This window comes from Asanoa sp. NPDC049573 (assembly GCF_040676615.1).
GTDB lineage: Bacteria > Actinomycetota > Actinomycetes > Mycobacteriales > Micromonosporaceae > Asanoa.
Window position 1 is genome coordinate 136,828 of the sequence record NZ_JBFAPI010000013.1, and the last position, 20,341, is coordinate 157,168.

21 protein-coding genes are annotated in these 20,341 nt (G+C 73.2%); 12 read left to right on the top strand and 9 right to left on the bottom strand.

Annotation, left to right across the window (positions count from 1 at the left end; genetic code table 11):
* Nucleotides 1-7: 7 nt before the first annotated feature.
* The 3 genes from AB0J74_RS26595 to AB0J74_RS26605 form a co-directional block, all read right to left on the bottom strand.
* On the bottom strand, nucleotides 8-247 hold the full coding sequence (locus AB0J74_RS26595) for a hypothetical protein (protein ID WP_363452506.1): 240 nt from the start codon (nucleotides 245-247) through the stop codon (nucleotides 8-10).
* A 44-nt stretch (nucleotides 248-291) separates the two neighbouring features.
* Nucleotides 292-720 (bottom strand): hypothetical protein, encoded by a 429-nt coding sequence (locus AB0J74_RS26600; RefSeq protein ID WP_363452508.1) that lies wholly within the window; start codon nucleotides 718-720, stop codon nucleotides 292-294.
* Nucleotides 721-823: 103 nt separating this feature from the next.
* Nucleotides 824-3,511 carry an AAA family ATPase gene (locus AB0J74_RS26605; protein ID WP_363452510.1) on the bottom strand — a complete coding sequence of 896 codons (2,688 nt, stop codon included), beginning with the start codon at nucleotides 3,509-3,511 and terminating at the stop codon, nucleotides 824-826.
* 142 nt (nucleotides 3,512-3,653) lie between these two features.
* Here AB0J74_RS26605 and AB0J74_RS26610 point away from each other — a divergent pair, with 142 nt between their 5' ends.
* Nucleotides 3,654-5,003 carry a hypothetical protein gene (locus AB0J74_RS26610; RefSeq protein WP_363452512.1) on the top strand — a complete coding sequence of 450 codons (1,350 nt, stop codon included), beginning with the start codon at nucleotides 3,654-3,656 and terminating at the stop codon, nucleotides 5,001-5,003.
* A gap of 47 nt (nucleotides 5,004-5,050) precedes the next feature.
* Here the strand turns inward: AB0J74_RS26610 and AB0J74_RS26615 are convergent, their stop codons facing one another.
* Complete coding sequence (locus tag AB0J74_RS26615; protein ID WP_363452513.1) at nucleotides 5,051-5,200, bottom strand: hypothetical protein; 150 nt, start codon at nucleotides 5,198-5,200, stop codon at nucleotides 5,051-5,053.
* 88 nt (nucleotides 5,201-5,288) lie between these two features.
* On the opposite strand from AB0J74_RS26615, the gene AB0J74_RS26620 reads away from it, so the two are divergent.
* Together AB0J74_RS26620 and AB0J74_RS26625 are read left to right on the top strand one after the other, a co-directional pair.
* Nucleotides 5,289-6,389, top strand: a complete 1,101-nt coding sequence (locus AB0J74_RS26620) for a sigma-70 family RNA polymerase sigma factor (protein ID WP_363452515.1) — start codon at nucleotides 5,289-5,291, stop codon at nucleotides 6,387-6,389.
* Between the two features lie 32 nt (nucleotides 6,390-6,421).
* Nucleotides 6,422-6,874, top strand: coding sequence for a VOC family protein (locus AB0J74_RS26625; RefSeq protein ID WP_363452517.1), 453 nt, complete (start codon nucleotides 6,422-6,424; stop codon nucleotides 6,872-6,874).
* 21 nt (nucleotides 6,875-6,895) lie between these two features.
* On the opposite strand, the gene AB0J74_RS26630 is transcribed toward AB0J74_RS26625, so the two are convergent.
* Complete coding sequence (locus tag AB0J74_RS26630) at nucleotides 6,896-7,558, bottom strand: hypothetical protein (protein WP_363452519.1); 663 nt, start codon at nucleotides 7,556-7,558, stop codon at nucleotides 6,896-6,898.
* Nucleotides 7,559-7,660: 102 nt separating this feature from the next.
* Between AB0J74_RS26630 and AB0J74_RS26635 the strand changes: the two genes are divergently transcribed.
* The 3 genes from AB0J74_RS26635 to AB0J74_RS26645 are packed head-to-tail and all read left to right on the top strand — an operon-like array spanning nucleotide 7,661 to nucleotide 10,697.
* Complete coding sequence (locus AB0J74_RS26635) at nucleotides 7,661-8,173, top strand: PadR family transcriptional regulator (RefSeq protein ID WP_363452521.1); 513 nt, start codon at nucleotides 7,661-7,663, stop codon at nucleotides 8,171-8,173.
* Nucleotides 8,174-8,175: 2 nt separating this feature from the next.
* Entirely contained in the window at nucleotides 8,176-8,898 is a 723-nt protein-coding gene (locus AB0J74_RS26640) for an ABC transporter ATP-binding protein (protein ID WP_363452718.1), read from the top strand.
* A gap of 5 nt (nucleotides 8,899-8,903) precedes the next feature.
* Nucleotides 8,904-10,697 (top strand): FtsX-like permease family protein, encoded by a 1,794-nt coding sequence (locus tag AB0J74_RS26645; RefSeq protein WP_363452523.1) that lies wholly within the window; start codon nucleotides 8,904-8,906, stop codon nucleotides 10,695-10,697.
* A gap of 1 nt (nucleotide 10,698) precedes the next feature.
* Here the strand turns inward: AB0J74_RS26645 and AB0J74_RS26650 are convergent, their stop codons facing one another.
* Both AB0J74_RS26650 and AB0J74_RS26655 read right to left on the bottom strand, forming a co-directional pair.
* A complete protein-coding gene (locus AB0J74_RS26650) occupies nucleotides 10,699-11,088 on the bottom strand; it encodes a DUF3052 family protein (protein ID WP_363452525.1) in 390 nt (129 codons plus the stop codon).
* A 46-nt stretch (nucleotides 11,089-11,134) separates the two neighbouring features.
* Nucleotides 11,135-11,704: a DUF1349 domain-containing protein gene (locus tag AB0J74_RS26655; protein ID WP_363452527.1), complete on the bottom strand. Its 570-nt coding sequence runs from the start codon at nucleotides 11,702-11,704 to the stop codon at nucleotides 11,135-11,137.
* Between the two features lie 214 nt (nucleotides 11,705-11,918).
* On the opposite strand from AB0J74_RS26655, the gene AB0J74_RS26660 reads away from it, so the two are divergent.
* Nucleotides 11,919-12,089 (top strand): hypothetical protein, encoded by a 171-nt coding sequence (locus tag AB0J74_RS26660; protein ID WP_363452529.1) that lies wholly within the window; start codon nucleotides 11,919-11,921, stop codon nucleotides 12,087-12,089.
* Nucleotides 12,090-12,094: 5 nt separating this feature from the next.
* On the opposite strand, the gene pepN is transcribed toward AB0J74_RS26660, so the two are convergent.
* Together pepN and AB0J74_RS26670 are read right to left on the bottom strand one after the other, a co-directional pair.
* Entirely contained in the window at nucleotides 12,095-14,467 is a 2,373-nt protein-coding gene (pepN, locus tag AB0J74_RS26665) for an aminopeptidase N (protein ID WP_363452531.1), read from the bottom strand.
* 9 nt (nucleotides 14,468-14,476) lie between these two features.
* Complete coding sequence (locus tag AB0J74_RS26670) at nucleotides 14,477-15,922, bottom strand: MFS transporter (protein ID WP_363452533.1); 1,446 nt, start codon at nucleotides 15,920-15,922, stop codon at nucleotides 14,477-14,479.
* A 111-nt stretch (nucleotides 15,923-16,033) separates the two neighbouring features.
* Here AB0J74_RS26670 and AB0J74_RS26675 point away from each other — a divergent pair, with 111 nt between their 5' ends.
* Genes AB0J74_RS26675 through AB0J74_RS26695 form a run of 5 tightly spaced genes read left to right on the top strand, consistent with a single transcriptional unit; the run spans nucleotide 16,034 to nucleotide 20,336 of the window.
* Nucleotides 16,034-16,618, top strand: coding sequence for a TetR family transcriptional regulator (locus AB0J74_RS26675; RefSeq protein WP_363452536.1), 585 nt, complete (start codon nucleotides 16,034-16,036; stop codon nucleotides 16,616-16,618).
* A gap of 46 nt (nucleotides 16,619-16,664) precedes the next feature.
* On the top strand, nucleotides 16,665-17,564 hold the full coding sequence (locus tag AB0J74_RS26680; protein ID WP_363452538.1) for a phytanoyl-CoA dioxygenase family protein: 900 nt from the start codon (nucleotides 16,665-16,667) through the stop codon (nucleotides 17,562-17,564).
* A gap of 60 nt (nucleotides 17,565-17,624) precedes the next feature.
* Nucleotides 17,625-18,725 carry an S-(hydroxymethyl)mycothiol dehydrogenase gene (locus AB0J74_RS26685; protein ID WP_363452540.1) on the top strand — a complete coding sequence of 367 codons (1,101 nt, stop codon included), beginning with the start codon at nucleotides 17,625-17,627 and terminating at the stop codon, nucleotides 18,723-18,725.
* A 51-nt stretch (nucleotides 18,726-18,776) separates the two neighbouring features.
* Nucleotides 18,777-19,577 carry an SAM-dependent methyltransferase gene (locus tag AB0J74_RS26690; protein ID WP_363452542.1) on the top strand — a complete coding sequence of 267 codons (801 nt, stop codon included), beginning with the start codon at nucleotides 18,777-18,779 and terminating at the stop codon, nucleotides 19,575-19,577.
* A 45-nt stretch (nucleotides 19,578-19,622) separates the two neighbouring features.
* Nucleotides 19,623-20,336 (top strand): alpha/beta hydrolase, encoded by a 714-nt coding sequence (locus AB0J74_RS26695; RefSeq protein ID WP_363452544.1) that lies wholly within the window; start codon nucleotides 19,623-19,625, stop codon nucleotides 20,334-20,336.
* Nucleotides 20,337-20,341 lie beyond the last annotated feature (5 nt).

Below are 20,341 nucleotides of genomic sequence, written 5' to 3' on the forward strand. Positions count from 1 at the left end.
GAGGAAGCTACCAGATGTAGCCCAGGTAGAGATCGGTGCCGGCGGCGCCGCTGCACCGGTAGGCGTCAGCCTCGCTGGTGCGGACCGCCGCGGTGCCGGCCGCGACGCACTCGGCGTTGCTGGCGTAGGTGCCCTGGCGCTGCCAGGTGTAGATGCCGGCCTGCGAGGGCGCGGCGGCGATCCCGGTGACGGCGGCGGCGACCGCACCGACAATGGCGACCCGGACGGCGTTGGCGCGCAGCGACATGGTGGAGCCCTCCCCCGTGGAAGATTCAACGTCGGGAATGGACGCTAGCCAGGTGGTCGCGGACCAGTCAAGCCCTTCGATGCGGCGACACGCTGGCGGCGCAGTTCGTACCCGATGATCGCGATCGTGTAGAACACCGCGTCGGCGGCCAGCTTTCCGGCGACGACGCCGGCCGTCGCGGTGCCCAGGGCCCGGGTCGCGAGATACATCGCGGCCGGGCGGACCAGCAGGGTGTCGAGCACCTCGGCCGCGCCGAACTCGACGGCCAGGTCGCGGACCACCGCGGCCGGCCGGCCGCCGGCGCGCAGGTCGCGCACGAGGATCGTGGCGTAGAACCCGACCGTCTCGCCCACCGTCCCGGCGACGGCGGCCGCCTCGGGCGAGTCGACGGCGGCCGCGGCGAGCAGCGCGCCGGTGATGCCGGCGGCCTCGGCCGGGGCATAGCGGGCCAGCCAGTCGCGCACCCGACCCATGTCTCACCCACCCGCTCACAGTCCACACAGGACCGAGTGGGCCCGCTCGGCTGGACAACGACGGGCCGGGCCGGCGGTGGCGTTCCCGAACGGGCGTCACCCGTCAGCGGCGCAGGTCGCGCCGGGAGGTGATGCGCAACTTGGCGAAGATCTTGTGGAGGTGCCATTCGACGGTACGCGGGCTCAGGAACAGCCGTTCGCCGATCTCCGCGTTGGACAGCCCCTCCCGGGCCAGCCGTGCGATCTGCGCCTCCTGGGCGGTGAGCCGCCCGCCGGGCGCCGCCGCGCCGCGGCGCGCGGTTTCGCCGGTGGTCGCCAGCTCACCGGCGGCCCGCTCGGCGAAGCCCCCCATGCCCCGGTCGGCGAACTCCGCGTGCGCGACCCGGAGCTGCTCGCGGGCGTCGGCCCGGCGCCCGACCCGGCGCAGCCACTCGCCGTAGAGCAGGTGGGCCCGGGCCTGCTCGCCGCGCAGCGGGGTGTCGCCCAGCAGGTCGATCGCGGCGCGGTAGTGCTCCTCGGCGGCCGGGCCATCGACGGTCAGCGCCCGGCTGCGCTCCTCGATGCCGCGGGCCCATGCGGTGCCGGCGGCCGTGGTGGCCGTCGCCAGTCGCTCCAGCGCGGCCGCCGCACGCTCCGGCCGGCCGGCCCGGGTCGCCGCCTCGACGAGCTCGGCCAGGATGCCCCAGGGCGGGAAGCCGAGCACCGGCGGATCGTGGTCCTCGCTCGCGGCGGCGTCGGCCGCGGCCGCGTACTCGCCGCGACCGTTGTGCAGCACTGCGCGGGCCCAGCCGACGGCGACCAGCCCGGCGCCCTCGCCGCGGCCGCGTGCGTCGGCGATCGTCGCCTCGGCGAGCGCCTCCGTCTCGGCGGCGGCACCGCGCCACGCGGCCAGCAACAGCTCACCGAGCGGCGCGAACGGGCGGGCCGTGGTCGCGTCGGTCGCCGCCCGCAACTGGTCGAGCAGCTCCGCGGCGGCGGTCAGGTCGCCGGCGAGCACGTGTGCGGCCATCCGCGCGTTGAGCGCCACCGGGAGGGTGGCCAGCGCGCCGTTCTCCCGGGTCAGCCGGACGAACCTGCCGGCCAGCCGCTGCCAGCTGGCGAAGTCCCAGACCTGGGCGGAGGTGGTGCAGGCCAGCCAGAGCCAGCGCGCCGCCTCGGGGCCGACCGACGGCCCGTCGCGGAACGCCACCACCGCGCTGCGCAAGAGCGGCAGCGCGGCCGGGTAGCCCTCGGTGAACCGCAGCGCCAGGCCGTCCAGCAGCAGGTCGGCCGCGCGCGGCGGGTCCGGGGCCGGCGGGCCGGCGCGGGCGGCCAGGGCGGCCTCGCGCAACTGGTCACCGCCAAGCGTGCCGGCGAACATGGCCGCCGAGACGGATTCCAGGTAGGTGATCCGGGCCAGCTCCGGGTCGATCTCCTCCAGGTCGGCGGCGGCGGCCCGCAGCAGCGGTGAGGCCGCCGCGTCACGGTTGCGGACGAACGCCACCCTGGCCCGCAGCAGCGCCGCCTGGGCCCGCCGGACCTTGTCCGGCGCGCCGGCCTCGGCCAATGCGATCAAGGCCAGGGCGCTGTCCGGCGAGCCGGCCTCGAGGCTGCATTTGGCGGCCTTCAAGGTGCGGCCGGCCTGGCGTGCCGGATCACCGGTCAGCTCGGCCGACCGGCGCAGGAAGCTGGCGGCGGCCGCCAGCCCGCCGCGCGCCATCGCCTGGCCGGCCGAGCGCTCCAGTCGCTCGGCGATCTCGTCGTCGGGGCCTTCGACGGCCTGCCCGCAGTGCCACGCGAACCGGTCCGGGTCCTGCTCCCGGTCGGTCGCCTCGGCCAGCGCGGCGTGCGCCCGCTGCCGGTCGACGCCGGGTGCGGCGGCGTAGATGGCCGACCGGACCAGCGGATGCCGGAAGCGCACCCGCGGACCGATCTCGATCAGTCCGGCCGCCGCCGCCGGCGCCAGCACGCTCGCCGGGATCATCAACCGCTCGGCGGCCCGCCAGAGCAGCACCGGGTTGCCGGTCGGGTCGGCGGCCGCGACGAGCACGAGCAGCCGGGTGTGCGCGCCGAACGCGGCGAGCCGGCGGCGGTAGTGCTCCTCCATCCGCGCCGGCAGGGGTGCCTCGCCGGGAGTGTCCGGCGCGGGCGCGAGTTCCAGCAGGGCCAGCGGGTTGCCCCGGGCCTCGGCGATGATCCGGTCGCGGACCGGTTCGTCGACCGGCCCGAGCAGCACCGTGCCCAGCAGGGCGCGGGCGTCCTCGTCGGCCAGGCCCGTGACATCGAGGGTGGGCAGGCCGGTCAGCTCGGCGGGCTCCGGCTCACGGGTGGCGAACACCAGCGCGACCGACTCGTTGCGCAGCCGGCGGGCCGCGAACGCGAGCGCCTGCAGCGAGGCCCGGTCGACCCACAGGGCGTCGTCGACGGCGCAGACCAGCGGCGCCTCGGTGGCCACCTCGGCGAGCAGGTTGAGCACCGCGAGGCCCACCCGGAACCGGTCCGGCGGCGGACCCTCCCGCGTGCCCATGGCGATTTCCAGGGCGGCCCGCTGCGGGTCGGGGAGGCCGCCGAGACGGTCGGTGAAGGGCAGGCACAGCTGGTGCAGGCCGGCGAAGGCGAGTTCCATCTCCGACTGGACGCCGGCGGCGGTGAGCACCCGGCAGCCGGCCGCCCGCATGGTCACGTGGTCGAGCAACGCGGACTTGCCGATGCCCGGCTCGCCCCGGACGACCAGCGCCCGGCTCTCGCCCGACCGGACCGCGTCCAACAGTTCGTCGAACACGGCGCGCTCGCGGCGCCTCCCTAGCAACATCCCGGCTCCTCACGGCCACGATAGGCGCAGCGGGCGCCCAGCCGTGGGCGGACGGGGTTTTCGCACTCGCAGTGCAGTATTGACACCCGTCAGCCGGCCTGCCTACCGTCGACTCCCCAACCCCTCGGGGAGGAGCGCGACGATGCGCCGTACCCTCCTGTTCCGCGTCCTGGTGTCCATGGTCGCCGCCGTCACCGCGGCGACCGCCCTGCCCGCGGCGGCGGCGGCCGCCGGAGGCACACCGGGCGACCAACCGCTTCCCGGCTACACGATCGTCAACCCGCCGCTGGCGCCGGCCACCGCGGGCGGCCAGGCGACCACCGTCAAGCAGGGCACCCACGCGCACGCCGCCTACATCATCGAGGTACCCGCCCGCTGGAACGGCGACCTGGTGATGTGGGCACACGGCTACCGCGGCCAGGGCACCGTGCTGACCGTCGACCCGCCCGCTTTCGGGCTGCGGCAACGACTTCTCGACCAGGGGTACGCGTGGGCGGCGTCCTCCTACAGCGGCAACGGCTTCGACATCCGCGCCGGCGTGCTCAGCACCAAGGACCTGACCGACCACTTCAGCCGGACGGTCCGCCGGCCACACCGCACCTACATCGCGGGTGTCTCGATGGGCGGCTACATCATCGGCCGCGCCCTGGAGGAATACCCGAGCCTGTACGACGGCGCACTGCCGATGTGCGGCGTCATGGGCGACCAGCGCCTGATCGACTACTTCCTCGACTTCCAACTCACCGCCGGGGCGCTCAGCGGCGTGAAGACCTACCCGGCGGGCGCCGACTACCTGACCAGCGTGGTGCCGGCGGCGCAGCAGCGACTCGGCATCGCGACGATCAACCCGCTCGCGCCGGAGCCGGCCAACGCGCTGGGCCGGCAGTTCCGCGACATCGTCGTCAACCTGACCGGCGGCCCGCGCCCGGCGGCGGCGGCGTCGTTCGCGTACTGGAAGGACTTCGTGTTCGGGCTGGGCGCGCCGAGCGCCGCGACGGACACGCCGGCGCAGGACCCGGGTCTGATCGCGACCAACCTGTTCACGCGCTACTCGCCCAACGCGCCGGTCGACGTCAACCGCGAGGTCCAGCGGGTCGCGCCGGAAGACCTCTACCAGCGGCTGTCCGGCCGGCTCACCCAGGTGCCCAAGATCGAGGGCCGGCCGCGGGTGCCGGTGCTGTCGCTGCACACGATCGGCGACATGTTCGTGCCGTTCGTCAACGAGCAGCAGTACAAGGCCGACGTGGACCGCAACGGCCGTGGCCGGCTGCTGGTGCAGCGGGCGGTCCGGGCCACCGAGCACTGCGAGTTCAGCCCGGGCGAGGCCGGCGCCGCCTGGGACGACCTGGTCGGCTGGGTCCGGCACAACCGCAGGCCGGCGGGCGACCGGGTCGACCCGAGGTCCCTCGCCGCACCCGACTTCGGCTGCCGCTTCAGCGACAAGGCGGCCTACACGACCGGCACCCGCCGGCTGTTCTCCCCCTGCCCCTGACGGTCGTCAGGTTCGCCCGCCCGTCCCGGGCGGGCGAACCCGCCGTTTCACGCGGTCAGTGCGTTCAACGCGTTCTTGAGACCCTTCGGTGACGCGGCGACATCGAGCTCTGCATACATGCACTCGTTCTCGATGTAGGTGTGCACGGTCAGCGCCTCGACGATCTGCTTGACCAGCTCGCGGGTACCCCACCACAACCGACGCGAACTCCCGCTCGCACTGCGGGTGGACGACCGCGGCGTGATACTTGTCGCGCGACAAGTGACGTTGGTTGGGGGTGTCCAGATGTCCGCTCCGGGTTGCACGTCCGTGCCGGACGGCTCGTTGGACGGGGTGGCACGGCGCTACCAGGAGTCCGGTGGCCGGGACCGGGACGAGTTCGTCACCGCGCTCGTGCCCTTCGCCGACCGGCTGGCCGGCCGCTACCGGGGGCGCGGCGTGCCCGACGACGACCTGCGCCAGGTCGCCCGGCTCGCGCTGCTCAACGCCGTCGACCGGATCGACCCCGAGCGAGGCTCGTTCACCGCGTACGCCGTGGTGACGGTCCGTGGCGCGCTCCGGCGGCACTTCCGCGACCTGAGCTGGCACGCCCACGTGCCCCGGCCGGTGCAGGAGCTGACCCTGCGGCTGTGGGCGGCGACCGACGACCTGACCACCGAGCTGAGCCGGCCGCCGACCCGCGCCGAGGTCGCGGCCCGGCTCGGGGTCTCCACCGTGGAGCTGACGACGGCGCTGCTGGCCAGCGATGCGAAGGTGGCCCGGTCGCTCGACGCCCCGGTCGCCGTCGGCGCCTGCGACCTCGGCGACCTGATCGGCGCGCCGGACCGCGAACTCGACCTGGTCGACGACCGGCTGACCGTCCGCGACCTGCTCGCCCGGGTGCCGGCCCGCGAGCGGCGGATCCTGACGCTGCGCTTCTACGGCGACCGCACGCAGGCCGAGATAGCGGCGGAAACCGGCCTGTCCCAGATGCACGTGTCGCGGCTGCTCTCCCGCACGCTGGGCTGGCTGCGCGAGGCGATGCTGAGCGACACGCCGCCGCCGTGGCCGGGCTCCGACGAGAGCGACCTGGCGATCGAGGTCGCCCCGGCGGGTGGCGTCACGGTGGTGGCCCCGCGCGGCGAGGTCGACGCCGACAACGCCGAACGGCTGCGGGCCGCGTTGACGCACTGTTGCCGGCACGCCCGCACGGGCGTACGGGTCGACCTGCGCCGGGTGCCGCTGCTGGACGCCGCGGGCGCGGCCGCGCTGGGTCGCGCGTACACCGTGGCGCGGTCTCGTGGTGTGTCCTTCGCCCTGGTCGGGCCGAGCCCGACGGTCGCCCGGACGCTGCGGGCCACGGGGCTCGGCGCGCTGGTCCAACGGGGTGCCCCGCCCGGTCGATAGGATGCCGTCGCTTGCCGACGAGGGGATGGGCGATGTCCGAGAACCTGCGGTTCCTCTCCGGGCTCATCGTGGTGTCGGCGGAGCCGGATCGCCTGGTCCACTTCTACCGCGACCTGCTCGGCGTGCCGCTGGTCGAGGAGCGACACGGCGACTCCGCGCCGCACTGGGGTTGCGAGCTGGGCGACGTGCACTTCGCGATCCACCCGGCCGACGACTATCCCGGCGAGCCGACCGGCGGCGGCGGTGTCAAGCTCGCGTTCCTGGTGTTCGACCTGGACGCGCTGGTCACCCGGTTGACCGCGCAGGGTGTCGAGCTGCGCTACCCACCGGTCGAGTTCGGCACCGAGTCGTGGATCACGGCAGTCCACGACCCGGACGGCAACCTCGTCGAGCTCACCCAGCTGGGCCCGTCGTGGCTCGACCACCTGCGGGAACACCGCGCCGCGGGCGGCGAACTCGTCGCACACTGGAGCGCCCGTCGTTAGCTCTGACTGCTATGCCTGGCGCTACCGCTGCGCGTTGATGATGTCGCGGTGGCGCCCGTAGCGGTGCTCCTGGTAGGCGCCGTGCGCAACGATCAGCACGGCGCCCGTGGCGGCGCCGGTCCCGATCGCGATGCCGATACTCCTCGTCGGTTGGTAGACGAGCAGCGAGACGCCCGAACCGGCGACGATCGAGTTGATGACGGCGATCGCCGATGAGATCGTGAAGAATACGCCGCGCCGGTAGCCGCGCTGGCCGATATCGATCATCTCGTTGGGCGCACGTTCGGCGGTGGGCACCGGGAAGTAGCGGTCCGCGCCGGGCAGCAGTGTGCCGTAGTAGCGACGGATCCGCTGTATCGACACCAGCGCCGCGACGTCCTCGAGCGACGTTTCCACGAGCCGCTCGTACGTGAACACGCCCAGGATGAAGACGACCGGGATGATGACGGCGAGGAAGTACAGCGCGAAGTGGGTCGAGGCGAGGAACCCGAACGCGACCAGCGAACTGGACAGCGTCATCAGGTAGAGCGACGCGCGACTGCTCGACTCGTTGACGGTGATCCCCCGCGCCGACTCCAGGACGAAGTGCTCGGTCAGCAGGGCGTTGAAGAACGCGAGCGGGCGGTCCGCGAGCGCGTCGACGGACTCGTCGGCCGGCGGCACGCGCCGCGGTTGAGGGTCCACAGTCTCCACATTGCACCACAGAACACCCGGACGGGCGCTCCACATTTGACAGCGCCACCAGCTAACCGTTAGCTATAGGGGCTAACGGTTAGAGGGGGTGCGATGCAGCAGGAAGTGTTGCTGGCCATGCTGGCCAAGGAGCCGTCGCACGGCTACGAGCTGCGGGCCCGGCTCCGCGACGCGCTCGGCCCGCTCGGCGACGCGCTCAACGCCGGGCACGTCTACGTCACGCTGACCCGGCTGGAGAAGGCCGGCCTGCTGGCGGCCGAGGGCGCCGACCGCGACCGCAAGGTGTACGCGCTCACGGCTGCGGGCCAGCAGCGGGTCGCCGAGTGGATCGCCGAGGTCAGCTGGCCCAAACCCGATCTCGCCGAGTTCCACCTCAAGCTGGTCGCGGCCGCCGCGGCCGGGATCGCCGACCCGTTGACCATCGTCGACACCCAGCGCCGCGAGTTGCTCCGCCGGCTGCGCGAGGCGCAGCGGGCCGCGATGGCCGAGCCGCCCGGCTCGAACGCGGCCCTGCTGCTGGAGGGCGTCGTCCTGCGCCTGCAGGCCGACCTGCGCTGGCTCGAAGCGTGCGAGCGGACCTGGACACACCGAAGGAGTGGATCGTGACCATGCTGCGGGCCCGGGGGCTGCACAAGGAGCACGGCAAGGGCACCGGTCTGGTACGCGCGGTCGACGGCATCGACCTCGACGTGGCCGCCGGCGAGACGGTGGCCGTGATGGGGCCCAGCGGCTGCGGCAAGTCGACGCTGCTGCACCTGCTCGGCGGCCTCGACCGGCCCTCGGGCGGCGAGGTCTGGCTCGACGGCGCCCGCATCGACGAGCTGGGCGAGAAGGCCCTGGCCCGGGTCCGGCGCACCGCCGTCGGCTTCGTCTTCCAGGCCTTCCACCTGATGGAAGAGCTCACCGCGGTGGAGAACGTCGAGTTGGCGGCGCTGCTGGCCGGCAGCTCACCGCGCGCCGCCCGGCGGCGGGCCGTGGAGTTGCTGGACCGCGTCGGGCTCGCCGACCGGGCCCGTTTCCTGCCCTCGGCGCTCTCCGGCGGCCAGCGCCAGCGGGTCGCGGTCGCCCGTGCGTTGATCAACGAGCCCACGGTCGTGCTCGCCGACGAGCCGACCGGCAGTCTCGACAGCGCCGCCACCCTCGACGTGCTGCAGCTCTTCGAGAGCCTGCACGAGGCCGGCCAGACGCTGGTCGTCGTCACACACGACGCCCGCATCGCGGCCACCGCCGACCGGCTGATCTCGATGCGCGACGGCGCGTTCGTCGACGAGACCCGGCTGACCGGCGGCAGCACCGGCCACCTCGGCACCCTCGTCGGGCTGGACGGCTGACGGCGATGGGCAGGATCCTGCTCGTCAGCCGCCTCGCCGTGCGCGACCTGCGGCGCCGCCGCGGCGAGGCCGCGCTGCTGCTGCTCGCCGTGCTGGCGGCCACCACGACGCTGACGCTCGGCCTGGTGCTCCGCGACTCGGCGAGCGACCCGTTCCAGGAGACCAGGGTCGCGACCAACGGCCCCGACCTGGTCGCCAGCTCGGCGACGCCGACCGACCTCGACCGCCTGACCGGCGCGGCCGGTGTCATCGACCACAGTGGACCGTTCCCGATCGCACCGGCGAGCTTCCAGAGGTCGGACGTGCAGGCGATCGGGCGCGACGCCGCACCCGCCTCCGTCGACCAGCCGTCGGTGGTCCGGGGTGGCTGGGTCCGGGAGGGCGGCGTCGTCGTCGAGGCGGCGTTCGCCGACTCCCTCGGTGTGCGGGTCGGCGATCCGGTCACGGTGGACGGCCGCTCGTTCGTGGTCGCCGGGTTCGCGGTCACGGCCGCGGTGGCGCCCTACCCGGGCGGTTCGTGTGTCGTCCTCGTCCCCTGCGCACACGGCTCACCGACCGACGACCTGCCGCCGGACGTGTTGCGCAACCCCGGCCTGATCTGGCTCACCCGGGCCGACCTGCTCAGCCTGCACCCGGATTCGCTGGCCTACACGGTCAACCTCAAGCTGGCCGACCCGGCCGCGGCGGCGGCGTTCGGGGCCACAGACCCCGGACTGCGCCTCCAGCCCTGGCAGGACGTCCTCGCCGACGCGACCGAACTGGCCGGCGACGCCCGGATCCTGCTGCTGATCGGCGCGTGGCTGCTCGGCCTGCTCGCGGTGGCCAGCCTCGCGGTGCTCGTCGGCGGCCGGATGGCCGACCAGACGCGCCGGGTCGGCCTGCTCAAGGCGGTCGGCGGCACGCCGGGCCTGGTCGCCGCCGTGCTGCTCGCCGAATACGTGCTGATCGCCCTCGTCGCGGCCGCCGCCGGCCTGGCCCTCGGCGCGCTGACCGCGCCGCTGCTCACCCGGGCCGGCCCGGGCCTGCTCGGCGGCGCCGGCACGCCGTCGCTCACCTGGCCCACGATCGCCCTGGTGACCGCGGTGGCGCTCGGGGTCGCCGTGGTCGCCACCGCCGCCCCGGCGCTGCGGGCCGCCCGCACCAGCACGGTCAGCGCGCTGGCCGACGCGGCCCGCCCGCCCCGCCGCACCGGTTGGCTGATCGCCGCGTCCACCCGGTTGCCGGTGCCGCTGCTGCTCGCCCTGCGGGTCGCGGGCCGCCGGCCGCGCCGGGTCGTGCTCGGCGTGCTCAGCATCGCGATCACGGTCAGCGGCACGTTCGTGATCCTGATGCTCGACACCTACCTGCGCGACAACCCGTTCGTCGGCGGCTACGACCGGGCACAGACCGACTCGCTGCGCCAGGTACTCCTGGTCGTCATGGTCGTCCTGCTCTCCCTGGCCGCGGTCAACGCCGTCTTCGTCACCTGGGCGACCGTGCTCGACAACCGGCACGCCTCGGCCCTGGCCCGCGCCCTCGGCGCGACGCCGCGCCAGGTGACCCTGGCCCTGGCCGCCGCACAGGTGTTCCCGGCCCTGGCCGGTGCCGTCCTGGGCATATTCCCAGGCGGCTGGGGCCTGTTCGACGCCATCATCGCGATCACCGGCGGCGAGAGTGACCGGGCCACCTTCCCGTCGGCCTGGCAACTGCTGGCGCTGGTCGCGGCGACGGTGTTGGTGGTGGCCGCCCTGACCGCGCTGCCCGCACGCCTCGGCGGCCGCCGGCCGGTGACGGAAAGCCTCCAGGCCGAACACGCCTGATTCAGCCGCGGCGTTCCTTGCGCCAGACCAGCTTGAGCCCGGACCAGTCGTGGTCGACGGCGGCGACCTTCACGTCGACCAGGCCGCGCGGCAGGGCCGCGTCGCGGATGGCGTTCTCGGTGACCTCGCTGGCGTGGCCGGCGGCCTTCCGCGGCCAGGCCACCCAGAGCGCCCCGGCCGGAAAGATCCGCCCCTCGTGCGCCGACACCACCGAAGCGACGTCGGCCAGGTCACGGGCGAAGGCGAGAACGACATCGGCCGCCGCGGCCGAACGATCCCCGGCAGCGGGCTGCTCCTGGAAACGCCAGTCGCCGTCAGCACCGACCACGTCCCAGCGAACGCCAGGACGGATCCCGAGCTTGGCCAGTTGCCCGGCCCCGGCGATCGCCATCGCCACATGCTAGGCCAGCGCGACCCGCGGCCGGTCGTAGGTCACCTCACTCGAGGCCCTCGCGCGAGATCGGCGGCCCGACCCGGAAGTTGCGGAACGTGGCCCGCAGCCCGGCCCGCTCCGGCGAGCAGCACATGACGCCGACGTCGACCGTCGCGGGCAGGTCGAGGTGACCGAGGCGGAGCAACTGCCACCCTCCGTCGCCACCGCGGCAGTGCACGGCCAGCGCCTCGCCGAAGCGCGTCACCCGCATCGCGACCTCGCCGGTCGACGGTGTGACCGGCGCGATGGACAGGTCGGAGAACCCGCGGGTGAACACGGTGCTGACCTGCACCGCGCCCGAGGTCACCTCCAGGCCGCTCTTGAGCCAGTTGCGCTCGTCGGCCCGCACCATCATGCCGGCCTGGTCGAAGAGCGTCGTGTGCTCGGCCGACACGACCGCCTCGGCCGTGAAGTCGCCGGTCACCGACTGCTTGAAGAAGTGCCCGTTGTCGTTGACGAAACCGTAGAACGTCTCCCGCCAGAAGTCCGTCCTGAGCTCCGTAACGGCGGAGAGCACAGCGCCGTCCAGCGACCACTCGGCGGGCTCGTTCAACCACGACATCTGCTCGATCATGGCGGCCAGGCTAGGCCCACCTGCGGGTGGCCACAATGGAAGGCGGCGTCGACCGTGCGAGCGTCGACGGGTGCGGCGGACCGTGTTGATCGTCGACGACCACCGGGAGTTCCGCGCGTCCGCCGTCACGTCCGCTCGTAGCGGCCGACGGGCACGACGCATGTCCGGCCGTCAGGCGGGTAGGCGCTGGTGACACGAACCGAGGAGGACCACCGTGAGCGAGCCGGAAGAAAGTCACGAGAAGACCTCGAAGACCGACGCGGTCCTGCTGAAGCCGATCCTCAAGGACCTCAACCACCTCAAGGACGACGAAGACCTCGACCCGCCGACGGGTCGCCGCCGCCGCCCCGCCGGCAAACCGGACGGCACTGACAAGAACGGTTAGAACGCTCAGGGCCGGTCGTCGAGCTCGTCCTCCCAGACGCGCCGCAGCACGGCGGGCACGTCGCCGCGCAGCGCCTCGCGGACCAGGTCCAGCTCGGCCGCCGTCAGCGGCAGGGCCGGGAACGCCCGGCCGACCGCCTCGGCGAACGCCGACCCCCGCCGGGCCAGCGCCGGCGCGGTCGCGACGTAGTCCGCGACGTACGGCGCGACCAGATCCCGCTGCGACAGCGACCACAGGCCGGCGCCCAGCGCGCGGAACCTGCTGACCGGGATGTCGGGCTCCGAGGTCATCGCCGCCCACGCCGCCGACTTCGCCTCGGCCGTCGGGCGGGCGGCCAGGGCGGTGGCCGCGCCCAGGTCGGCCGACGTGGTGCCGTCCCGCAGCCGCTCGGCCTCGATCTCCCCGGCGTCCAGGCCACCGAGTTCGGCCAGCCGGCGCACCGCGGCCCAGCGCAGCCCCGGGTCGAGCGCCAGCCCCTGGCCGGTGGCGTCGGCCGCCAGCCAGCCCCGCAACAGCGCGGTGTCGCTGGTGCTCCAGGCCAGCCCGCGCGCCAGCGCGACCGCCCGCTGCTCGTCCGGCTCGGCCTCGACGGCGCACGCCGCGGCGACGGTCGCGAGCGCCGCGGACGCGTCGGTGGGCACGCCGCGCAGCAGCCGCAGGGTGCGGTCGAGGGCCGCGCTCACCAGCGTCGGCACGGGCTCCCGGGGCAGGTGCCGGGCCAGCAGGTCGAGGTGGGCCGCGGGCGGCGCCTGGTCGAGCACCGTGGCCCAGAGCACCGCCCGCACCAACGGGTCCGCCACGTCGGTCAGGCCGCGCGACACGGCGTCGTGCGAGAACGGGTCGAGGTCGATCCGGGCGAACGTCTCGCCGTGGGCGTTGGGCACCACGACCAGCCCGGCCCAATCCGGCAGGTCCACCGGCTCGTCGTCCAGGTCGACCAGCCGGGCGCCGACCTGCTCGAGCGCCGGCGTGAACGCGGCCACGGTGAACCGGTGCGGGCGGACGCCGTCCCGGCGAAGCACGGGCACCTCGCCCCGGCGCTCGACCCGGATGGTGTCGTGGCCCGACTGCCGCAGCCACAGCCGGGCCCAACCGCGCACGTCGCGCGGCGAGGCGGCGTCTAGCGCGGCCAGCAGGTCTTCGAGGGTGGCGTTGCCGAACCGGTGCCGGGTCAGGTGAGCGTTGACCCCGGCCAGGAAGTCGGCCTCGCCGAGCCAGGTCACCAACTGCCGGAGGACCGCGTTGCCCTTCCCGTACGAGATGTGGTCGAAAATGGTCGTCCCGGTGTCGACATCGGGCACGTCCTCGGCGTTCGGCGCGACGGGATGGGTGGACCGGCGCCGGTCGGCCAGGTAGGCGCGCGGCTTGTAGGCCGCCTCGAACGACACCCGGGTGCCGGCGTAGCCGGCCACGGTCTCGGCCACCTCGAAGCCCATGAAGTCGGCGAACGACTCGTTGAGCCACATGTCCTCCCACCACACCGGGGAGACCAGGTCGCCGAACCACATGTGTGCCATCTCGTGCGCGATCACCTCGGCCCGGTGCCGGCGGTCGTCGTCGGTGACCCGCGCCCGCGGCAGCATGTCCTCGGCGAACGTCACGCAGCCGGGGCACTCCATCGCGCCCCAGTTGAGCTCGGGCACGAAGACCTGGTCGTAGGAGTCGAACGGGAACGGCTCGGTGAAGATCCGCGCGTAGTGGTCGAAGCAGACCTCGGTCACCCGCCGCAGCTCTGCGGCGTCGCGGTCGAGTTCGGCGGCCAGCGAGCGGCGGGCGTGCCAGCCCATCGGCAGGCCGCGGTGCTCCCAGGTGACCGAGTGCAGCGGCCCGGCCACGACGGCGAAGATGTCGCACGGGATCGGCTGGGTGGTGGCGAACGTGAACCGGCCACCATCGGCTCCCGTCCGCCGCCCGTTGGACAGGACCGTCCACGTCGGATCGGCGTACACCGTCAGTGTGATCGGGGCCTTCAGGTCGAGTTGGTCGAAGCAGGCGAACAGGCGCTGGGTGATGTCGACGCCCAGATACCCGCCGACGTAACGCTCGCCGTCGACCGGGTCGGTGAAGGTGTGCATCCCCTCACCGTCGGTGACGTAGCGCAGCCGCGCGTCGACGACCACCTCGTGCGAGCCCGGCGCCAGGCCGTCGAGTGGGATCCGGCGCCCGTCGTAGCCGGGCGCGACGATCGACCCGTCCAGGGTCACCTCGAGCGACTCGGCCCGGTGCAGCTCGAGGAACGTGTCGCCGCCGGTGGTGTGGAACCGCACGGCGACCCGGCTCCGGAACGTGTCCGGAGCCGTGACGTCGAACTCGAGGTCGTAGCGGACGTCGGAGAGCATGGCGGCCCGGGCCCGGGCCTCGTTCAAGGTCAGCGACACCCCGACAGGCTAGGCCTTGACGGGCTGCTCGCGGCGACCGCGGCCCCACGGCAGGACCAGCGAGGCCAGCACCGCCACGAGGCCCGCGGCGGCGCAGACCCAGAAACCGTAGGTGAACGCGTCGTCGGTGGGCAGGCCCGCAGGGGTGCTGTGCGAGGTGATGACGGCCGCGACGACAGCGGTGCCGATGCTGCTGCCGATGGTCCGGGCGATCGTGTTGACGCTGGTCGCCTCCCCGGTCTGCGCGGCCGGAACGCTCTCGATGATGGCGTTGGACATCGCGGCGAACGCCAGGCCGATGCCGGCGCCGGTGAGCACACCGGAGAGCAGCATCTGCCAGACCGCGCCGTGGCCGATCGCGGGCAGGGCGAACGACACCACGACCAGGCTGACGCCGAGGAACATCGGAAGCTTGGGGCCGAAGCGGCGGTCGAGCAGGCCGGCCAGCGGGCCGAAGACCACCATCGTGGCCACGGTGGGCAGCAGGAACAGCCCCGACTCGGAGACCGACTTGCCGAAGCCGTAGCCGGTCGCCGCGGGCAGTTGCAGCAGCGTCGGGATGAGCAGGAAGGTGCCGAACATCGCGAAGCCGAGGCCCAGGGCGACGACGTCGGTCGCCCAGACACCGCGGCGCTTCATCAGGCGCATGTCGACGAGAGGCTCGCGGACCCGCGACTCGACCAGGACGAAGACGACCAGGGCGACCAGGCCCAGCACCATCAGGCCCACGGTGGAGGTGGCACCCCAGCCCCAGCTCTGGCCCTTGCTGATCGCGAGGAGCAGCGACACCAGGGCCACGGACAGGATCCCGGCACCGAGCACGTCGAGGCGGCCGGGCTTGCGGACCGGCGACTCCGGGATGCCGAAGATCGCTCCTACCAGGGCGATGACCACGACCGCCAGCGGCAGCCAGAACAGCCAGTGCCACGACAGGTGCTCGACGATCGGGCCGGCGGCGACGATGCCGACACCGGCGCCGACGCCGAAGATCGCCGAGAGCAGGCCGACGGTGACGCCGACCTTCTCGCGCGGCAGTTCGTCACGGACGATGCCGATCGACAGCGGCAGGATCGCGCCGGCGGCGCCCTGCAGGGCGCGGGCCACGATCAGCACGACCAGGTTGGGCGCCAGCGCGGCCAGCAACGTGCCGAGCAGCAGCACCATCAGCACCACGATCAGCACCCGGCGCTTGCCGATCATGTCGCCCAGGCGGCCCAGGATCGGCGTCAGGACCGACGCCGACAGCAGGTAGGCGGTCAGGATCCAGCTCACGTCGGCCGTCGAGGCGCCCAGGTCCCGCCCGATCGTCGACAACGCGGGTGCGACCAGCGACTGCAGCACCGCGAACGCGAGGCCGCCCAGCGAGAGGAACAGCACCACCAGCGTGCTGTTCGGGCGGTGGCCGGCCGCGCGGCCGGCGGCGGCCTGGCGCCGCCGCTCGATGATCTCTGTCATGGAATCCCCGAAGCGCGTTGTAAACAACTGCTGACTTGTCAAGTATCCGCACGTCAGGTGCTAAGTCAACGATGGTTTACATCACATTCGGCGCGCTTGTACGCTGGCCGGGTGACGGCAGGCGAACAGCGGCGCCGGGACGCCGCCAGCACCCGACGGTTGCTGCTGCGTGCCGCCCGGCGCCGGTTCGCGCAGCACGGCTACGCGGCCACCACCGTGCGCGACATCGCCGACGAGGCCGGCGTCAACGTGGCCCTGATCAGCCGCTACTTCGCGTCCAAGGAAGGCCTGTTCGAGGCGTGCCTGCGGGGGGTCGGCGACGAACTCGGCGACACCGTCCGCTCCGACGTCGGGCTCGACCAGGTGCCCCGCACCATCGCCCGGCAGCTGTCCGGCCAGCACGCCGGCGAACACCCCGACCAACTGCTGCTCCTGCTCCGCTCGTCGGGCGACGAGCGGGCCGAGCAGATCCGGCTCGGCATCCTGCGGTCGTTCGCCGAACGGATGGCGGCCGCGGCCGGTGGACCCGCCGGCGACGACGCGCACCTGCTGCGGGCCCAGATCGCGCTGTCGGCCGCGCTCGGCCTCGCCCTGCTCCGGTCGAACACCACAATGGAACCGCTGGCCTCGGCGCGGGAAGACGACCTGCTCGGCCCGATCGAAGACCTCTTCCACGCATTGCTGCCCGGCGGCTGAGGAAAACCGGTTGCCGGGCCGGACGCGCCCCGCCGATCCTGGCCCGGTGGACCTCGACAGCGCGGTGCGAGCCTGGCAGACCGACGGTTTCGTGATCCTGCCCGGGTTCATCCCGGCCGAAGACCTCGAGGCCGATCTCGAACCGATGTTCCCCTCGGCGGAGGGCTTCCACAGCGGCACCGACCCGCGCCGCGACCGCTTCGTCGGCGACGAGTTCGCCGGCATCGACACGTTCCCGTTCGCCAGCACCGACCTCAGCCTGCTCGCCGTGCACGACAAGGTGCTGACGCTGGCCGCGGCCCTGCTCGACGACGACGACATCCTGATGTACGGCGCCGAGGCGTGGGCCAAATACACCGGCGCCTGCGACTACGACCAGGACCTGCACCGCGACTATCTCAACCACACCATCCTGGTGCCCAGCACCACCCCCGGCTGCCGGCAGGTCGAGATGTTCGTCTTCCTGCACGACGTCCCGGAAGAACTCGGGCCGCCGCACCTGGTCCCGCGCCGGCACACCGCACACCTGCCGGCGGTGCCCAACTGGTACCTGCGGCCCGGCCGGCCGGCCGGGTTCCGCTACGACGACGGCAGCGGCAGCCCCGACCTCTACGCGGCCGAGGTCTCCGGCGCCGGTCCGGCCGGCACCGTCATCGCCTTCGAGCCGGGCACCTTCCATCGCGGCACGCAGCTGACCGCGCCGGGCGGCGCCCGCTACAGCATGCAACTGTGCTTCCGCCCGGCCAGCGTCCACTGGGGACAGCGGGTGGGCTGGGCCGTCCGCAGCTTCCTCGATCCCTGGGTCGACTTCGTCGCCCGGGCCACCCCGCGCCAGTTGGGCGCCCTGGGCTTCCCGCCGCCCGGACACCCCTACTGGGCAGCGGAGACCCTGGCCGGCATGGCCCTGCGTTATCCCGGGCTCGACCTCACCCCCTATCGCGTCTGACCTGCTCGGGTCGTCTTCGTGTTGAATGGGCAGGTCGGCCCAGCAGGCAGGAGCGCCAGGATGCAGCAGGTTCAGGGAGTGGTGGCCCGCGAGAAGGGCGCACCGGTCGAGATCGTCACGATCAACGTGCCCGACCCCGGCCCGGGTGAGGCCGTGGTCGAGGTGCGGTCCTGCGGGGTCTGCCACACCGACCTGCACTATCGCGAGGGTGGGATCAACGACGACTTCCCGTTCCTGCTCGGCCACGAGGCCGCGGGCGTCGTCGAGTCCGTCGGCCCCGGCGTGACGGGCGTGGCGCCCGGCGACTTCGTGGTGCTCAACTGGCGCGCCGTCTGCGGCCAGTGCCGGGCCTGCAAGCGCGGCGACCTGCAGTACTGCTTCGCGACCCACAACGCCAAGCAGAAGATGACCCTCGAAGACGGCACCGAGCTCTCCCCCGCCCTCGGCATCGGCTCGCTGGCCGAGAAGACCCTGGTCGCCGCCGGCCAGTGCACGAAGGTCGACCCGGCGGCCCGGCCGGCCGCCGTCGGCCTGCTCGGCTGCGGCGTGATGGCCGGCATCGGCGCCGCGATCCACACCGGCGGGATCACCCGCGGCCGGAGCATTGCCGTGATCGGCTGCGGCGGCGTCGGGGTGGCCGCCATCGCCGGCGCGGCGCTGGCCGGCGCGAGCCCGATCATCGCCGTCGACATCGACGCCAAGAAGCTGGCGAAGGCCAAGGACCTCGGCGCCACCCACACCGTCGACTCGTCGCAGGCCGACCCGGTGGAAGAGATCAAACGCATCTGCGCCGAGGTGTACGAGGGTGCCGACGGCGCCGACGTCGTGGTCGAGGCGGTCGGCCGGCCGGAGACCTGGAAGCAGGCGTTCTACGCCCGCGACCTGGCCGGCACGCTGGTCCTGGTCGGCGTGCCGACCCCCGACATGAAGGTTCCCGACCTGCCGCTGATCGACATGTTCGGCCGCGGCGGCGCGCTCAAGTCCAGCTGGTACGGCGACTGCCTGCCCAGCCGCGACTTCCCGATGCTGGTCGACCTCTACCGCCAGGGCCGCCTCGACCTCGACGCCTTCGTCACCGAGGAGATCGCCCTGACCGATGTGGAGGCGGCCTTCGACACCATGCGCCGCGGCGACGCCCTGCGGTCGGTGGTCATCTTCTGACCGGGCGGTCGGACCTATCGACCACGATCATCGCCGTGGAAGAATCGGCGCATGACCATCTCGGATTCCGACCTGACCGCCCAGCTTCGGCCGGAGATCCCGCACGCCGCCCGCATCTGGAACTACTGGATGGGCGGAGTCGACAACTACCCCGCCGACCGGGCGGCGGGCGACGCCGTCGCGGGCGTCTACCCGGAGATCCGGCTGATGGCCCGCGACTCGCGCCGGTTCCTGACCCGCGCGGTGCGGTTCCTGGCCGCCGAACGCGGCATCCGGCAGTTCCTCGACATCGGCACCGGCCTGCCGGCGATGCAGAACACCCACGAGATCGCCCGGGAGATCGCGCCGGAGAGCCGCACCGTCTACGTCGACAAGGACCCGCTCGTGCTGGTGCACGCCCGGGCGCTGCTGGGCGCGGCCGGCTCCGACGAGCACGTCACCTACCTGCAGGCCGACTACTACGAGCCGGAGAAGATCCTCGAACAGGCCGCGCGGACGCTCGACTTCGGAAAGCCGGTCGCGGTGATGTTCATGGGCGTGATGGGCTACGAGCCTGACCTGGGCGTGGTGAGGTCGATCATCGACCGGGTCGTGGCCGCCACCGCCTCCGGCAGCTACCTCGTGTTCTGGGACAGCACCGACACGACCCCGAGCGTGGTCGAAGGAGCCAAGCGCCTGGTCGAGAGCGGCGGCGACGAATACCACCTGCGCAGCCAGGCCGACCTCGCCTCGGTCTTCACCGGTCTGGAACTCGTCGAGCCGGGCCTGGCCCAGATCACCGCCTGGCACGCCGACGCCGACGCCGAGCCCGAGCAGACCGACGCCTTCGGCGGTGTCGCCCGCAAACCGTGAGCGCTGTTCAGCGTCTGTTCAGACGCGCTACCTACGCTCGCGTCCATGAAGCCGACCATTGTCCTCGTCCACGGTGCGTGGGCAGACGCCTCGAGCTGGAACGCCGTCGCGACGGCCCTGCGGGAGCAGGGCTTCTCCGTCCTCACGCCACCCAACCTGCTGCGCGGGCTGTCGCACGACGCCTCCTACCTCGCGTCCTTCGTCGCCCAGCGCACGAGCGGCCCGGTCGTGCTGGTCGGCCACTCCTACGGCGGGTTCGTCATCACCAACGCCGCCACCGCCGGTGACGTGCGCGCGCTGGTCTACGTCGACGCGTTCATCCCCGACGAGGGCGAGACCGTCTTCCAGATCCTCGGCGGCTCCGGCTCGGCGCTGGCCGTGCCCGATCCGACCACCGTGCTCGACATCGCCGGCTACCCGGGCGCGCCCGAGGGCGACGCCGAGGCGTTCCTCAAGCACGACACGGTGTTCGACTCGTTCGCGCAGGACCTGCCGGAGGCCGACCGCTGGCTCATCCTCGAAGGCCAGCGGCCGATCACGCTGAGCGCCAACCAGACACCGTCCGGCGCACCCGGCTGGCGCGACCGGCCGAGCTGGGCCGTCGTCGGCACCGAGGACCGGGTCATCCCGCCCGACGTCCAGCGCAAGATGGCCGAGCGGGCCGGAGCCACGATCAGCGAGGTCGCCGGCTCGCACGTGTCGATGGTCTCGCATCCACAAGCGACGATCGACGCGATCCTGGCCGCCGCCGCGGGCTGAACCCG

Excerpts from the sequence above, each read along its gene's own strand:
- AB0J74_RS26595 (WP_363452506.1), bottom strand. The coding sequence starts at position 247 with ATGTCGCTGCGCGCCAACGCCGTCCGGGTCGCCATTGTCGGTGCGGTC.
- AB0J74_RS26600 (WP_363452508.1), bottom strand. The coding sequence starts at position 720 with ATGGGTCGGGTGCGCGACTGGCTGGCCCGCTATGCCCCGGCCGAGGCC.
- AB0J74_RS26605 (WP_363452510.1), bottom strand. The coding sequence starts at position 3,511 with ATGTTGCTAGGGAGGCGCCGCGAGCGCGCCGTGTTCGACGAACTGTTG.
- AB0J74_RS26610 (WP_363452512.1), top strand. The coding sequence starts at position 3,654 with ATGCGCCGTACCCTCCTGTTCCGCGTCCTGGTGTCCATGGTCGCCGCC.
- AB0J74_RS26620 (WP_363452515.1), top strand. The coding sequence starts at position 5,289 with ATGTCCGCTCCGGGTTGCACGTCCGTGCCGGACGGCTCGTTGGACGGG.
- AB0J74_RS26625 (WP_363452517.1), top strand. The coding sequence starts at position 6,422 with ATGTCCGAGAACCTGCGGTTCCTCTCCGGGCTCATCGTGGTGTCGGCG.
- AB0J74_RS26635 (WP_363452521.1), top strand. The coding sequence starts at position 7,661 with ATGCAGCAGGAAGTGTTGCTGGCCATGCTGGCCAAGGAGCCGTCGCAC.
- AB0J74_RS26640 (WP_363452718.1), top strand. The coding sequence starts at position 8,176 with ATGCTGCGGGCCCGGGGGCTGCACAAGGAGCACGGCAAGGGCACCGGT.
- AB0J74_RS26645 (WP_363452523.1), top strand. The coding sequence starts at position 8,904 with ATGGGCAGGATCCTGCTCGTCAGCCGCCTCGCCGTGCGCGACCTGCGG.
- AB0J74_RS26650 (WP_363452525.1), bottom strand. The coding sequence starts at position 11,088 with ATGGCGATCGCCGGGGCCGGGCAACTGGCCAAGCTCGGGATCCGTCCT.
- AB0J74_RS26655 (WP_363452527.1), bottom strand. The coding sequence starts at position 11,704 with ATGATCGAGCAGATGTCGTGGTTGAACGAGCCCGCCGAGTGGTCGCTG.
- AB0J74_RS26670 (WP_363452533.1), bottom strand. The coding sequence starts at position 15,922 with ATGACAGAGATCATCGAGCGGCGGCGCCAGGCCGCCGCCGGCCGCGCG.
- AB0J74_RS26685 (WP_363452540.1), top strand. The coding sequence starts at position 17,625 with ATGCAGCAGGTTCAGGGAGTGGTGGCCCGCGAGAAGGGCGCACCGGTC.
- AB0J74_RS26690 (WP_363452542.1), top strand. The coding sequence starts at position 18,777 with ATGACCATCTCGGATTCCGACCTGACCGCCCAGCTTCGGCCGGAGATC.
- AB0J74_RS26695 (WP_363452544.1), top strand. The coding sequence starts at position 19,623 with ATGAAGCCGACCATTGTCCTCGTCCACGGTGCGTGGGCAGACGCCTCG.